The organism is Christiangramia portivictoriae DSM 23547, from assembly GCF_000423045.1.
In the GTDB taxonomy this organism is placed as follows: Bacteria; Bacteroidota; Bacteroidia; order Flavobacteriales; family Flavobacteriaceae; genus Christiangramia; species Christiangramia portivictoriae.
On the sequence record NZ_KE383971.1, the window covers coordinates 226,323 to 241,400 of the forward strand.

Here is a 15,078-nt window from a genome sequence, read left to right on the forward strand (position 1 = left end):
TCTATAAATTGAAATAGTCAATATACGTATTCAAATCCTTGTCACCTCTACCTGATAAATTCACCACAACAATATTGTCCTTTTCAAATTTCCGGTTTTCAAAAACTGCCAGGGCATGCGAGGTTTCTATCGCAGGGATTATTCCCTCCAGTTTGGCCAGTTCCAAACCGGCTTTCATGGCTGCTTCGTCTGTAATACTAATAAATTCGCCTCGTTTGCTGGTAAAAAGATTCGCATGCATAGGTCCAACTCCCGGGTAGTCCAGGCCAGCTGAAATACTATAAGGCTCGGTAATCTGCCCGTCACCAGTTTGCATTAAAAGCGTTTTGCTTCCATGAATAATTCCCGGCTTTCCTAATGCAGAAGTGGCAGCACTTTCCCCGGTATCAATACCTTTACCAGCTGCTTCCACGGCAATAATTCCAACGTCTGGATTGTCGAGATAATGGTAATAGGCGCCGGCAGCGTTGCTACCACCACCCACACAGGCGATCACATAATCTGGATCTTCTGTATTTTCCTTTTCCATTAACTGGTACTTGATCTCTTCAGAAATAACACTCTGGAACCTGGCTACCATGTCTGGATAAGGATGAGGTCCAACCACAGAACCTATGATATAATGAGTGTCTACGGGATTATTGATCCAGTCGCGAATAGCTTCGTTGGTAGCATCCTTCAAAGTACGGCTTCCAGATTTTGCCGGGATTACCTGGGCTCCCAGCATTTTCATCCTGGCTACATTGGGAGATTGTCTTTCAATATCCACCTCGCCCATATAGACGATGCATTCCATTCCCATTAAAGCACAAACCGTTGCGGTGGCCACACCATGTTGACCAGCTCCAGTTTCAGCAATGATTCTTTTTTTTCCAAGCCTTTGCGCCATTAGGATCTGCCCAACTGTGTTATTTACTTTATGAGCACCCGTATGGCAAAGATCTTCACGTTTAAGATATACTTTGGTGCCGTAATGCTCGCTAAACCGCTTTGCATAATATAATGGCGTAGGTCTCCCTACATATTCTCTTAACAGATCATGAAATTTCTCCTGGAAGGATTGCTCCTGCATGATCTCAATATACCTGGAACGCAGTTCTTCTACGTTGGGGTACAGCATTTCAGGAATATAAGCTCCGCCAAAATCCCCGTAATATCCTTTTTCATCTACCTGATAGCTCATTTTATGAATTTATCTTTTGTTTGAATTCTTTTAATTCCTTCAATTTTTTTAATCCGGGTTTTAATTCGAATTTACTATTTACATCTATGGCATAAAGAAGATCTGGTTTGCCTTCTCTGTAGAAATGATTTTTCAATTCGGCTATGGCTTCCCCATGCTCAGGGCCAATACCACCACTAAGGAAAAAGGGCGTGTTGGAGGGATACTCTTTTAAAATCTGCCAGTCAAATTCTTTACCGTTTCCACCTCGTAATACTCCTTTAGTATCAAATAGAAAATAATCTGCGATACCTTCGAATGCCTGAATTCTCTGAAAATCGAAGTGATCACCAACACTAAAAACCTTGATAAGCTCAGGGGTACTCCCTTGTTGCTGAAAGCTATTCTTCAGTTTTTGACAGAATTCTGCCGACTCCTCTCCGTGTAACTGAATAGCATCCAGTTGATGCTTGCTGGCAGTCTCCAAGATGATGGAAATTGTCTCATTTACAAAAACTCCTGTTTTTTTGATATCAGAAGGAAGTTCAGGAAGTTTTCCGTCGAAATAGCGGGGAGACTTTTCGTAAAATATAAAACCCATGTAAGTAGGCTTTAGATCTGCTACCTGCAACATATTTCCTGGTTGCTGCATCCCACAAACCTTAAGACTCAATCCAGAACTTTGTCCTGAAGCCGGCGTAGTTAAGTTTTGTTCCTGCATCATTTCTATTTATGACTTGCTATTAATTCCTTTTATAAAATCCCTGGCTGCTTTCCCTGGATCTTCTGTACGCATGAAGTTCTCTCCAACCAGAAAGCCTTTATACCCATAGTCCTGAAGTTCTGCGATCACTTGCGGATCGCTGATACCACTTTCTGAAACCTTGACGAATTCATCTGGAATATGTTTTGAAAGAGTTTTGGAGTTTTCAATACTCACTTCGAAAGTTTTAAGGTTTCTGTTATTGACCCCAATCATATCTACATTTGCCTCGATCGAATTTTCAAGTTCCTTCAGGTCGTGAACTTCAAGTAGAACATCCATGCCTAAATTTCTTGCGAAAGTTGCCAGACGTTTTAACTCTTCCGTGGGTAATACGGCCGCTATTAGCAGGACTACATCGGCACCAAATGCTTTGGCTTCCAGGATCTGGTAATCATCTACGATAAAATCTTTACGCAAAACAGGCATTTCCACAACCGCCCTGGCATATAAAAGATCTTCAAGGGAACCCCCAAAGTATTTACCGTCAGTAAGGACAGACATGCCGCAAACTCCGGCGTCCTGATAGCCGCTGGCCACATCCTGAACGTTGAGGTCGTGGTTAATGATAGATTTGGAAGGTGACCTTCGTTTGTGTTCAGCGATTATTCCACTGCTGGAAGATCTAAGTTTATCTGCCAGTGAAACCGGGCTTCTTTGAAATAAGATGGAGTTTTCAAGCTGTTCTACGGGGAAAATGGATTTTTTAAGTTCCACTTCCCGGCGTTTGTCTGCGACAATTTTATCCAGAATATTCATATTCTCAGTATTTAAGTACTTAAGTCCTGTAATTTTTTGAAACATCTGAAGGCATTTCCAGATGCGATCGATTCCTTTGCACGGGCAAAACCATCCTCAGCACTAAGATTTTCTACAGTAGCGATGGCCATCCCTGCATTGGCGCATACGACATTTTCCTGCGCTGCCGTACCGTTTCCTTTCAATATGCCCGTTAAGATTTCTGCGGAAGATTCAATCGAACCACCTCCGGCAATCTGTGATGGCTGTAATTCTGATACTCCAAAATCCTGCGGTCTCAACATGCTTTCAGAATCATTTCGAATACTTTTGGTCTCACAGGTTAATGAAATTTCGTCGTAACCATCAAGAGCATGGAGTATTGTGTAATTCTTGTTTGTATTTTGATAAAGATACGCATACATACGTGCCAGCTCCAAACTGAAAACTCCTACAAGTTGATTCTTAGGAAAAGCGGGATTTACCATTGGTCCAAGCATATTAAAGAATGTCTTTACGGCCAGGCTTTTTCTTACCGGCGCTACATTCTTCATAGCGGGATGGAATAGGGGAGCGTGTAAAATGCAAATATTGGCTTCTTCCAGCGACTTTTGAAGAAAGCCTTCGTCATTGCTAAATTTTATACCGAGATGTTCCATCACATTGGAACTTCCGCTCACCGATGAGACACCATAGTTTCCATGCTTGGACACCTTGACTCCTGCACCTGCAGTCACAAGAGAGGCGGTTGTGGAAATATTAAAAGTGTCTTTTCCATCACCACCGGTTCCGCAAAGATCCACGGTGTTGTAATCCTTGAGATCTACCTTTACACACAGTTCGAGCAATGCATCTCTGAAACCTTCCAACTCCTGGATAGTAATGCTTCTCATCATGTAGACGGTGAGAAATGCCGCGATCTGTGATTCTGAATATTTACCTTCAGAAATATTGAAAATGGCCTGTTTTGCTTCGCTGGTTGTAATTGTCTCGTGACTAATCAGCCTGTTTAAAAGATCTTTCATGAAGTTGTATGCTCGTTTTTCTTATTCTGATGTGTTACCGATTCAGATTCGTGTTCAACCCAGTTTTTGATCATTTTTTTGCCATCTGGCGTCAAAACCGATTCCGGGTGAAACTGAACACCTCGAACATCAAATTCCCGATGTCTCAACGACATTACCTCACCTTTTATGTCATAACTGGTAGCCTGCAACTGGGGAGGAAGATCTCTGGCAACAACCCAACTGTGGTATCGCCCAACTTCCAGTTCCCTTTCTAGACCATTATATAGATATTCATCTTCTACAAATACTTCAATACTTGTGGCAACACCATGATAAACTTCTTCAAGATTTAGTAATGTACCACCATAAACTTCCCCAATTGCCTGCATCCCCAAACATACCCCGAGAATACTTTTGGTTGCTCCATATTCTGCAATGATCTGTTTTAAAAGGCCTGCCTCCTCCGGGATTCCAGGACCTGGAGATAGTAAAATCTTATCATAATCTTCCACCTCTTCAAGGTCAAGCTGGTCATTTCTCTTCACCGTCACTTCACAATCCAGTTCTTCAAGATAATGTACAAGATTGTAGACGAAAGAATCGTAATTGTCTATTACTAGTATCTTTTTCATCTTTTCCATACTATATTTCTTCAGCTATTTCCAGAGCTTTGGTAAGGGCTCCCAGTTTATTGTATACTTCCTGCAATTCATTTTCAGGTTTTGATTCTGAAACAACTCCGGCACCTGCCTGGTAATGTAGTTCGTGATCTTTACTTACGAAAGATCTAATGATGATCGCATGATTGAAATTCCCTTCAAAATCCATAAAACCAATCGCACCACCGTAAGCCGACCGATTCACATTTTCAAATTTTTCAATAAGTCGCAGTGCCATGGGTTTCGGCGCACCACTTAAAGTTCCGGCAGGGAAGGTGTCTGCAACGATCTGCGGAGTTGGTACATTGGCGGCTATCTTTCCGGTAACCTTGCTCACCAGGTGAATCACATGAGAAAAGAATTGTATTTCGCGGTAATTCTCAACTACTACATCACTTCCGTTACGGCTTAGATCATTGCGTGCCAGGTCAACCAGCATCACGTGTTCTGAATTTTCCTTACGATCTGCAGCGAGTTCTTTGGCCAGTTCTGCGTCCTTTTCATCATTCCCGGTACGTTTAAAAGTTCCGGCAATAGGATGAATTTCAGCCCGACCTTCATTTACCACCAATTGCGCTTCAGGTGAACTACCGAATATTTTGAAATTTCCGTAGTCAAAATAAAAGAGATAGGGGGAAGGGTTTACATTCCTCAATGCCCGATATACATTGAATTCATCACCCTTGAATTTTTGAGAAAAGCGCCTGGACAGTACCAGCTGGAATACATCACCTCGCTGGCAATGCTCCTTCGCAGCTTCCACCACGTTGCGATATTCATCGTCGTTCAGGTTCGAGGTAGGCTCATTGGTTCTGGAAAAATTATAGGATGCGAAATTTTTAACCTTCAGCAGTTGTTCTATCTCCTCCAGTCTGGATTCAGATTCATAACTGTGATCAAAGATATAAGCTTCGTTTTTAAAATGATTGATCGCGATGATGTTTTGATATACCGCATAGTAAACATCTGGAATTTGTAAATCCTTTTCTTTCCGGCTTATCTCCACATTCTCAAAATATCGCACGGCATCATATCCTATATAGCCGAAAATCCCATTATTGATGAATTTATAATCTGAAGTATCTGCCTTAAATCTTTTGGAGAATTGCTGGATCGCAGCAGGAACTGAAACCTTTTGGTCAATCTTCGTTGTTTGAACGGTTCCATCAGGCAGACTTTCAGTAATCATATCGTTTTCGACCTTAAAGGAAGCGATTGGATTACAGCAGATGTAGGAAAAGCTATTGTCACTGGCGTGGTAATCACTACTTTCTAGCAAAAGACTATTTGGATAGCGGTCCCGAAGCTTCAAATAGATACTTACCGGGGTGATCGTATCTGCAAGGATCTTTTTTGAAGTTGTATTTAATTCGAACATGGAATCTTAAATTTTTTTAAATAAAAAAAGGCTTGTCGTGAGACAAGCCTTATATATCTATATATGAAATGGCGTATCAGCTCACGATCTTTTGCGTAAGTTACTCCACCACCAGTTATGTGTATTCATAATTAACATGGCTTCAAAGATAGAAATCAATTATTCATTATCAAACTAAATTTTAAAAAGAATCTCAAAGATTTACTTTGGGAAACTTATTAGAATTGCAATTTAATGTCAAGGTCAAAATTGTCATAAATAGTTTTATCTCCAAGATTGTCAAAGAAACTACCAGACCCGTAACGTACATCGTACTTGGTTCTATCTATAGTTACCTGAGTGGTAGCTGTATCACCGTTCATGTTCAGGTCAAATGTTAAAGGATGTGTTTTCTCTTTAATGGTAAGATCTCCTACAATTCCATACTTACCGTTACCTTTAGAAGCCGCGCTGGTAATCACGAGTTTTGCTTTAGGATGATCATTTACTCCGAAAAAATCATCAGACTTCAAATGTCCTTCCAGTTTCGCTTTGCCATCTCCTGAAAGATCGGTTACGGTAATACTGCTCATGTCCATGACAAATTCACCACCTGTGATCTTATCGTCTTCCATCATAAGGTAGCCACTTTCCAGTTGAATAGTTCCTTCATGAGAACCGGTCACTTTTTCTCCGGTCCAGGTAATGCTGCTTTCAGAAGTTTTTACCTCTTTTTTCGAATTTGTAAATGCTACGGTAGTTACTACTACGAGCATAATTACTGCGGAATTGATTAATTTACTTTTCATGATACTTATTATTATATTAAACGAATTGGATTAAATCTGAAGTTGATTTTCTAACCTTAGCCAGGTGCTGATACTTATCATCCTCGCTTCGATACCCAATAGGCGCAATCACCGCCGTAGTGAGATCCTTATCTTTAAGCTGAAGAATTTCATCAAACTTTTCCGCATCAAAACCTTCCATTGGGCAGGCATCTATTTTCATATGTGCCGCTGCAGCTAACAAATTCCCTAAAGCGATATAAGCCTGTTTCGCTGCCCATAAATTCTGCTTTTCCTGGGGTAATTGAAGCGTGGTGTTTTTAATCATATCCTCCATACCTTTCAGGTCTTCTCTGGACATATTACGCGTAGCTGCAATATTGTCCATGTAATTATCCACATATCTTTCAGTTACCCTGGTAAGATTTGCGAAAATCACCAAATGCGATGCTTCTGTCACCTGGGTCTGGTTCCAGGCTTCAGCTTTTAATTTTTCTCTTATTTCCGGATTTTCAACTACGATCACCTCATATGGCTGTAACCCGTAGGAAGAGGCAGTCAACTGAATGCTTTCCAATAATTGATGAAGGTCCTCAGTATTGATTTTCTTATCGCTATCAAATTTCTTTGTAGCATATCTCCAGTTGAGGTCTTCGTTGAATCTTGTTTTAGTCTGTGTTTCTAAGCTCATTTAATTTATAATTTAAATCTGTTAATTCCTGTGTTGTCAATTTTTCTGAAAAACTGTTCTCCATGGATTCAACCAGAGGATCGATCTCTTTTAAAAGCTCCTGTCCAGTTTCGGTAATTGTGATCTCAACCTTCCTTCTATTGGAAGGACAAATGATTCTTTGACACAGGCCTTTATCGATCAGTTTGTCCACCAGTCTTGTGGTATTGCTCATCTTGCTAACCATTCGTTCCTGGATATTACCAAGACTGGCAGGCTTGCCTTTCTGTCCTCTTAAGATCCTTAGAACGTTGAATTGCTGCGGACTTATACCGAATGGTTTTAATACATCCTGCATTTGATCGCCTAAATGATTGGCCGTCACAATTAAATTCAGGACTAGTTTTTTAGTTTCTGAAATCTGATTAGAAGTTTTTAAGAGATCCTCGATTTTCATTTGTTAGTACAACATTTGTATGTACAAATATAAAAATATGATTTGATAATGATAATAAATAATTGTTAAAAAAGTCCTTGGGGACTTTACGGTTTTTAAGCAATCCTATCTTTACACTAATCAAAACTTGAGTAACATGAAAGAATTATCACAGGACGAATGGCAACAGAAAGCCAAAAACGATGATAAGGCAGTTCTTCTGGACGTAAGAACAGAGGAGGAAGTCGATGAAGGATATATTCCAAACTCCAAGAATATCGATATTTATAAAGGTCAGGAATTTGTTGATGAAGTAGATAAGCTTGATCGTGACAAGCATTACTATATATATTGTCGCTCTGGAAAAAGAAGCTCCCAGGCCTGTACCCTGCTGGATCAAATGGGATTCGCAGAAACCTACAATCTTGCCGGAGGATTTTCAGAATGGGAAGGAGAAAAGGAAACCAACTAAACTATTTATAATCAGTTTAGAAAGCACCACTTGTTGGTGCTTTTTTATTTATACTAATACTGAAACATCGGTTTATGCGTTAAAAACTTAAACCGGATTATTTGATTAGTATATTTAATTGATATATTTAACCCCGATTGACCTCGAATTAAAGCATCATGAATAAATCTTTATCTTTTTTAATTACAGCGCTATTGTTCGCTACGAGTTTAACTGCCCAGGATTTTAGCTTCGGAATAAAGGGAGGACCAAGTTATTCCTCAGGCGGTACCATCACAGGTATAAGTTCTAATGGGTTGTATTTTGACGGAGTTGTGGAAGCCGAATCTGAGATAACATTTCACGCCGGTGCCTTTTTCGAAGTCAGATTCGGAAAATTCCTACTAAGACCCGAATTTATTTACAGCACCATGGAAACTGAATTTCCATTTCCTACTGCCCCTTCTATCTATGCGGTCGACAAAATTAATGTACCCTTACTGGTAGGATATAATATTTGGGGACCAATCGACATTTATGCCGGTCCTGCTTATCAAAATATACTGGACGCCTCACTGGAAGGAACTGAGCCGCCAGATCTGGAAATAGTAGCTCAAAATACTCCGCTTTCTGGTCAGGTTGGTATCAAAGGTTCTTTTGGAAGATTTGAACTTGATTTAAGATACGATCGTTCTTTGTCTTCAGAAGAAAATCAGGGGATCGATATTGTAAATGCTGACTATGGGATTAATCGTGCGACTTTTAATGATACAAGGTTGAACCAGATCATGCTAAGCATAGGATTCAAAATATTTGATAGTTCTGCGAATCCAGGCAGAAGAAAAGGTGGATGTTATTTTTAAAATAACACGACACATTTAAAAGGCTCCTCTGGAGCCTTTTTTTATAGTACCTGGGTTCGGATCTTAAACCAAAGCCTTCTTAAAACAAAGGCTAGAACCAGAACAATACCCGTAGTAATGGTTGCCTTGAAATATTCACCATAGATCCAGTAACCTGTACTGAATAAAGCAGCATATACAGCGAAGCACCCAAGTATGGTCGCTACAATTCCTAAAGGAACATTCCAGGAGTCAGCAGCGGCATTTTCATCCATTTGATTACCTATAGCTTTCCAGCCCGGTCCTCCAGGCTGAGTGCGCTGGTAGAAATTAATGAGCACTTCTTTTCTCTCAGGTTTTGTTAGAAAGGTAACCAGCAACCAGCAAAAAGTAGTGATGCCAACCACCACCGGATAGGTAGCCCAACCAGGAAGTATTCCTGTAATTTGTGAGTTTGTAGCAATGTCCATACCGCCAAACATATAAATGCCGGCACCTGTAAAATTAAAGATTACTGATATTATGCCTGATACCAGCATGGCTGTAATCTCACTCCAGGCGTTGATGCGCCACCAGAACCAGCGTAGAAGGAATATAAGACCAGTGCCAGCTCCAAACATTAGTATGATATTGAATAATTGCAGGGCGTTTTGTAATACAAGCGCCAGGATTGCACTTATAAGCATCAGTATTATGGTACTTATTCTTCCAACATTCACCAATTCTTTTTCTGAAGCAGTTTTTTTGATATACCGGGAGTAAAAGTCATTCACTATATAGGAAGAGCCCCAATTTAAATGTGTTGAAATCGTAGACATATAGGCAGCAACCAGAGAGGCTATTACCAGGCCCAGAAGGCCTGCTGGCAATTTTGTTAACATTGCAGAGTATGCCAGATCCTGACCGAGCTTATCTTCGCTCACGTTGGGAAAGGCTACCTGGATGCTATCCAGATCTGGGTAAACGATCAGGGAGGCCAGCGCTACAAGGATCCACGGCCATGGTCTCAAAGCATAATGAAGCACGTTGAAAAAGAAAGTAGCTCCAATTGCATGATTTTCATTCTTTGCGGCGAGCATTCTCTGAGCCACATAACCACCACCTCCAGGTTCTGCGCCGGGATACCAGGCACTCCACCACTGTACAGCCAATGGTATAATTAAAAGAGTGATCAAGGCTTCGGTGTTAGAGAAATCGGGAAGCATGCTTAGCTTACCGGAAACATTATCGTGAGTCAATAAATTTTCGAGTCCGCCCACCTCCGGTAAATTCACGCAATAATACGCAGCACCAATCCCACCTATAATTGCAGTGAAAAAAAGTATAAAATCTGTATATACCACACCTTTAAATCCACCAAGAGTACTGAAGATAACCGTTACAATACCAGCCAGGGCGAGAGTTTCGATAGCAGACAGCCCCAGCATGACCTGGCCAATTTTAATCGCAGCCAAACTCACAGCGGCCATAGCCATCACATTAAATACAACCCCTAAATACAAAGCTCTGAAACCTCTTAGGAATTTCGCCGGTTTCCCTCCATATCTTAATTCATAAAATTCGATATCTGTATCCACATTGGATTTACGCCATAATCTTGCGTAAACAAAGACGGTTAGCAGGCCCGTTAGTAAAAACGCCCACCATACCCAGTTTCCAGAAACTCCGTTATTACGTACAATATCTGTAACCAGGTTTGGAGTATCTGTGGAAAAAGTAGTGGCAACCATGGAAACGCCAAGTAGCCACCAGGGCATCGTTTTGCCAGACAAAAAATATTCTCTGGAATTTTTACCTGAAGTTTTGGAAACATAAAATCCAATTCCCAGGGTTAGCGCAAAAAAAGAGAAAATAAGGACGTAGTCTATAGTAGCTAATTCGATCATTCTTAGAGCAGCGTATTTGCTACAATAACGAAAATTTATTCGATATATGTAAGACTATAATCAGCATACAATAAAAAAGGGACGACTTAGTCATCCCTTTTTCGGTTGGTTAGTTAAAGAATAAGGTATTAATACACCTATGCTATACTTACTCGATAACCAAAACTTTAAGCGTTAAATTTAGACTTTTTAATTGAATTTCCTAATAAGGGTTTATACTTAAAATACAGATGCTTACAAAAAGTTTGAAATGAATTGAAGTCAGATTATTTTTAAAATTTCCAGGCTATAAATCTGGATTTTTTATTTCCCAGTTGCATCGGAATAATATCATAGTCTGCACCCAGTTTTTTCAGGTGTTTTTCTATAGCCGGCAGGTTTTGCTGTTTTGAAACCAATGAGGTGAACCACTGGACTTTTCCTTCTACTTTTTGACTGTCTCTAATCATTCTTTTCAGAAATAAAGCTTCGCCGCCCCTACACCATAATTCATTGGAGCGACCTCCAAAATTCAACTTTCTGGTGTCAATACCCAGATTGCTGTTTTTTCTGAAATTAGCTTTATTCGCTTCTTCTGCGGAATCATGAAAGGGTGGATTGCACATACTGAAATCTAACGAATCATCTTCTCGAATCACGTTTTTCAAAATCGATCCGCGATCCTTCTGAAGTCGAATTTTTATTTGAGATGCAAGCTTGTTGTTCAGGACATTTTGTTCTGCTGCTTCAATAGATCGCATTTCAATATCGCTGCCAATCATGTTCCATCCCATATGCTTCGCTGCCAGGATTGGATAGATACAACTTGCTCCAACGCCAATATCAATTCCTGCATAGCGCTTCTTGCCGATCTTTTGATCAAGAAAATCCTTGAGATGCAATAGATAATCCATCCTACCGGGAATGGGAGGGCAGAGAAATCCCTTTGGAATATCCCAGTTCTCAACTTGATAATGATAATGCAGAAGCGCTTTATTCAGGTAAAGTACTGCTTCAGAATTGCTGAAATCTATGGTGAGATTGCCATATTTGTTTCTGAAGACATGGTTTTCTAGATCGCTGTTAACCTTGACCAAGGCAGGGAAATCATAAGGTTGTTTATGAGGATTTTCTGGATGCATATAATCTTTTCAGAAGGTAAAAATAAGGAAATAAGAGTCTGTCAACTGGATCTGCTACCTATCCAAACCAGAGGTCATTTTCCACCAGCTCTTCAGAAGCATCTAATTTAATGGGTGAAAGATTTTTCTTTGTATTTAAATACCGACTTACAATACGATCTGCATAACTCGATGTTTTCGCGGGTACCAGGAAATTGGTGAATTCGTCGGGATGGTTAAAGTTGTCTGCAGGTCCAATATATCCGTAGCCGGCGTATTTACCCTTGTTGAGGTATATAAAACTTTTTTCACCTTTTACACGCCCTTTCTCCATAAGAAGACAGGATTCGTCATAAGTTCCAATGAATTCTACAGCTCTGCTCACCCGGTCGTTATATTCCTCAACTGATATTTCACCTTTGCAAACTCCGCTACAAGTATGCACCTTATAGTGGTTGCAGGCAGAATTGGCACTTTGCAAACCGGTATATTTTGGGCACAGATCGAAGTCTTTGCACAGGTTTTCCAGAAAACTTATCGCTTCTTCGCGAGTATAAAATTTCATCCAGCTAACCGGCGCAATTTTGTTCTTGTGCAAAGCAAACACTTCTATACCTTTTTGATTATGATAGGAGGTAAGGGTATAGGGCCTGGAAACTTTTTTCTGGGCTTTATTGTATTTCGGGTAAAATTTCAGAATTAATTCAGCTTCTCTGAGTAGCGCAAGAAACTCAGAACCTGTTAGCTCATAATCGATGCTATAAGTCTCCTGCATCAGGGAATATTTCCGATTGCTTCTTTCCTGGAAGTGGGATTTAATACGGGTTTTGATATTCTTCGCCTTGCCGATGTAGAGGGGAATACCGTCTTTATCCCGAAAAAAATACACTCCGGTAGATTTTGGAAGCTTTTCAAAATCGGCATTTTTGAAGTGGGGCGGTAGATATTCTGCACCACTCTTTCTATTTAGAAATTCGGTTACCACCTCGAGCTCAGGATCCAGTGAAAGGCAGCGCTTTAACAAGATTACCGTCGCTTCACAATCCCCCTGTGCACGATGCCGGTCATAAATGGGAATATTGATGGAAGTACAAATATTCCCTAAACTGTAAGAAAAAAGACCCGGTATTAATTTTTTCGTAAGCCTTACGGTACACAGGCGCTTTCTTTTAAAATCCATGTCAAGCATGGCAAACTCTGCCCTTAGGATGTTGTAATCGAAGTTTACATTATGTGCAACGAAAATACAGTCCCGGGTCATCTCCATGATTTCGTCTGCGACTTCAGAAAACTGCGGTGCACTGCTTACCATGTCATCATTGATGCCGGTAAGACTTTCAATATACAGTGGAATGGATTGACTGGGATTTACCAGCGAAGTAAAGGTTTTTGTAATTTCACCATTCTCAAGAATGATCACGCAAACCTCTGTGATCCTGTTACCTTTGATACCGTTTCCGGTGGTCTCGATATCAACAACCGCGTATTTCAACTCCTCCATGCCTGCAAATTACTATAAACTTCAGAAAAAATAAAGGAAAATATCCAAACTAATGGAATAAATCCAAAAACGTCAATAATTGGAGCAATTGAGTTCAGTTTTCTACTTACGTTTTTTCTTCTTCAATTTATTCAGCCAGATAATGGTTCCGGTGACGGGTAGGGAAGTGGCAATCAGGCAAGCCAGAAAATAAATAATCTTGGAAAAGATCCCAAATATCTCACCGGTGTGCAAAGGTTTAATGAGCGAGGCGATCTTCACATTGAGATCCTTATCGTCGAAAAGTTCTTTTTTCAACACCGCTCCATTCCGGTCCAGTACCAGCAGGTCTGATGTTGAAGGAGACCAGTTCACATCTCCATATTTTCTTATCTGAAGCACTTCATCCGCCTGCTGGGGAATACTGATGCTGGTTTTTCCTTTATAATCCAACTCATTATTTGCTATGGAATAGACTTCTGAAAGAGGAATCAGATCAGAACCTGGTGTTTCAGAAGTGATTCCGGGACCTCCTCGTCCTCCAAAAATTTTCGTACCCAGAACCTGGCTTCCTGCTTCCCGATACCATTCAAAAGACCAGCAAAGTCCTGTAAGTATCATCACGACCAGGACAATACAGGAGTAGAAACCAAGAGTGTTATGTAGATCGTGATTGATTCTTTTCCAGTTTGCCGACCATTTGATCTTAAACCCTGGTTTAAAAGCCTTCCATTTCCATTTCTTCGGAAACCAGATGATGATCCCGGTAATGGACAAAAACAAAAAGATGATTGTAGCGATACCAACAATGGGCCTACCAATGCCTGTATCAAGAAGAAGCCACCGATGCATTCTAAACATAACACTGAAGAATTCGTCCAGTGGTGAAGGCTCAGGTTTAAGAATTTCTGCGGAATACGGATCCATCATAAAAGTTGTTCCCCGACGATCTTCCGGGGAGGTCTTCACCCTGAATTCGTAGGCTTCAGAAGCTTCTGTTGGAATGGTGACAGAAGAAACTATGCCTTTTTCTGATATCCTGGAGCTTAGTTCATCGATCGATAACTTTTCGGAAGAGGGAACAACGCGAAGTTCTTCAGCAAAAATTGCTTCGATCTCCTTTTCAAAAACCAGCATGGTGCCACTAAAGCAAACCAGAAACAGGATGATTCCGCTGGCCAGACCCAACCAGAGATGCACATCTGTCATAAACTTCCGAAATGTATAAGCCTTCTTTTTTTTCATTACTTATAATATGATTTTAACCTCACCGGTTTGATAAAATTTTATTTGAATTATTTAATTGGACACTTAGCTGGTAATTCCGCTGCTCATCCTTCGGATCCAGTTCTCTGGAAATAGATTTGCAGTTTCACCGAATTGGAAAAACTTTGCTTTCAAACCTTGGCACTACGTGATAAATCATCAAAAATTGTTTATTTAGACTAAATATAAACAAGTTGCGAATGTATCCTAAATTTTTAAATTTTGAAAATTGTTAGAATGATTTCAAATAGAAATTTTTGAAATGGAAGTGAGTTCCTGGATTTAAAAGAAAGAAGCTTCCGCATCGCGAAAGCTTCTTTCTTTAATTTACTGTAAAAAATAGACCAGGATCATGATACCGATCCCAGCGCTTAGAATAGCATACTTCATCAAATTGTAGCTTCTCTCCAGGCGTTCGATCTTTTCAGTAAATTCATGGTCTTCATTTGATCTTTCCATGATCTTTGATTTGG

At 40.3% G+C, this 15,078-nt stretch carries 16 protein-coding genes; 2 read left to right on the forward strand and 14 right to left on the reverse strand.

Annotated features, from left to right (window positions below):
* Position 1: 1 nt before the first annotated feature.
* The 9 genes from trpB to G529_RS0109460 all read right to left on the reverse strand — a co-directional run bounded on the left by trpB (position 2) and on the right by G529_RS0109460 (position 7,601).
* Complete coding sequence (gene trpB / locus G529_RS0109420) at positions 2-1,183, reverse strand: tryptophan synthase subunit beta (RefSeq protein WP_026915287.1); 1,182 nt, start codon at positions 1,181-1,183, stop codon at positions 2-4.
* Between the two features lies 1 nt (position 1,184).
* Positions 1,185-1,883 (reverse strand): phosphoribosylanthranilate isomerase, encoded by a 699-nt coding sequence (locus tag G529_RS0109425; RefSeq protein WP_245566906.1) that lies wholly within the window; start codon positions 1,881-1,883, stop codon positions 1,185-1,187.
* A 9-nt stretch (positions 1,884-1,892) separates the two neighbouring features.
* Positions 1,893-2,684, reverse strand: coding sequence for an indole-3-glycerol phosphate synthase TrpC (trpC, locus tag G529_RS0109430; RefSeq protein ID WP_026915289.1), 792 nt, complete (start codon positions 2,682-2,684; stop codon positions 1,893-1,895).
* Between the two features lie 11 nt (positions 2,685-2,695).
* A complete protein-coding gene (trpD, locus tag G529_RS0109435; RefSeq protein WP_026915290.1) occupies positions 2,696-3,688 on the reverse strand; it encodes an anthranilate phosphoribosyltransferase in 993 nt (330 codons plus the stop codon).
* Positions 3,685-4,302: an anthranilate synthase component II gene (locus G529_RS15720; protein WP_051201442.1), complete on the reverse strand. Its 618-nt coding sequence runs from the start codon at positions 4,300-4,302 to the stop codon at positions 3,685-3,687. The genes trpD and G529_RS15720 overlap by 4 nt, the downstream gene beginning before the upstream one ends.
* Positions 4,303-4,312: 10 nt before the next feature.
* Complete coding sequence (locus G529_RS0109445; protein ID WP_026915291.1) at positions 4,313-5,707, reverse strand: anthranilate synthase component I family protein; 1,395 nt, start codon at positions 5,705-5,707, stop codon at positions 4,313-4,315.
* A gap of 218 nt (positions 5,708-5,925) precedes the next feature.
* Positions 5,926-6,495, reverse strand: coding sequence for a YceI family protein (locus G529_RS0109450; RefSeq protein ID WP_026915292.1), 570 nt, complete (start codon positions 6,493-6,495; stop codon positions 5,926-5,928).
* Positions 6,496-6,511: 16 nt separating this feature from the next.
* Positions 6,512-7,165 (reverse strand): NAD(P)H-dependent oxidoreductase, encoded by a 654-nt coding sequence (locus G529_RS0109455; RefSeq protein WP_026915293.1) that lies wholly within the window; start codon positions 7,163-7,165, stop codon positions 6,512-6,514.
* Positions 7,143-7,601 carry a MarR family winged helix-turn-helix transcriptional regulator gene (locus G529_RS0109460; RefSeq protein WP_026915294.1) on the reverse strand — a complete coding sequence of 153 codons (459 nt, stop codon included), beginning with the start codon at positions 7,599-7,601 and terminating at the stop codon, positions 7,143-7,145. Before G529_RS0109460 ends, G529_RS0109455 begins: the two co-directional genes overlap by 23 nt.
* A gap of 136 nt (positions 7,602-7,737) precedes the next feature.
* Here G529_RS0109460 and G529_RS0109465 point away from each other — a divergent pair, with 136 nt between their 5' ends.
* The gene (locus G529_RS0109465; protein WP_026915295.1) at positions 7,738-8,052 is read left to right on the forward strand and encodes a rhodanese-like domain-containing protein; all 315 of its coding nucleotides are present in this window, start codon (positions 7,738-7,740) and stop codon (positions 8,050-8,052) included.
* A gap of 158 nt (positions 8,053-8,210) precedes the next feature.
* Complete coding sequence (locus tag G529_RS0109470; RefSeq protein ID WP_026915296.1) at positions 8,211-8,894, forward strand: outer membrane beta-barrel protein; 684 nt, start codon at positions 8,211-8,213, stop codon at positions 8,892-8,894.
* A gap of 41 nt (positions 8,895-8,935) precedes the next feature.
* On the opposite strand, the gene G529_RS0109475 is transcribed toward G529_RS0109470, so the two are convergent.
* The 5 genes from G529_RS0109475 to G529_RS16770 form a co-directional block, all read right to left on the reverse strand.
* Positions 8,936-10,759, reverse strand: a complete 1,824-nt coding sequence (locus tag G529_RS0109475; protein WP_026915297.1) for a sodium:solute symporter family protein — start codon at positions 10,757-10,759, stop codon at positions 8,936-8,938.
* Between the two features lie 272 nt (positions 10,760-11,031).
* Positions 11,032-11,880: a 23S rRNA (adenine(1618)-N(6))-methyltransferase RlmF gene (rlmF, locus tag G529_RS0109480; RefSeq protein ID WP_026915298.1), complete on the reverse strand. Its 849-nt coding sequence runs from the start codon at positions 11,878-11,880 to the stop codon at positions 11,032-11,034.
* Positions 11,881-11,938: 58 nt separating this feature from the next.
* Positions 11,939-13,360 carry an exonuclease domain-containing protein gene (locus G529_RS0109485; protein ID WP_026915299.1) on the reverse strand — a complete coding sequence of 474 codons (1,422 nt, stop codon included), beginning with the start codon at positions 13,358-13,360 and terminating at the stop codon, positions 11,939-11,941.
* A 102-nt stretch (positions 13,361-13,462) separates the two neighbouring features.
* Entirely contained in the window at positions 13,463-14,584 is a 1,122-nt protein-coding gene (locus tag G529_RS0109490; protein WP_026915300.1) for a PepSY-associated TM helix domain-containing protein, read from the reverse strand.
* Positions 14,585-14,932: 348 nt separating this feature from the next.
* On the reverse strand, positions 14,933-15,064 hold the full coding sequence (locus tag G529_RS16770; RefSeq protein ID WP_262489257.1) for a hypothetical protein: 132 nt from the start codon (positions 15,062-15,064) through the stop codon (positions 14,933-14,935).
* Positions 15,065-15,078 lie beyond the last annotated feature (14 nt).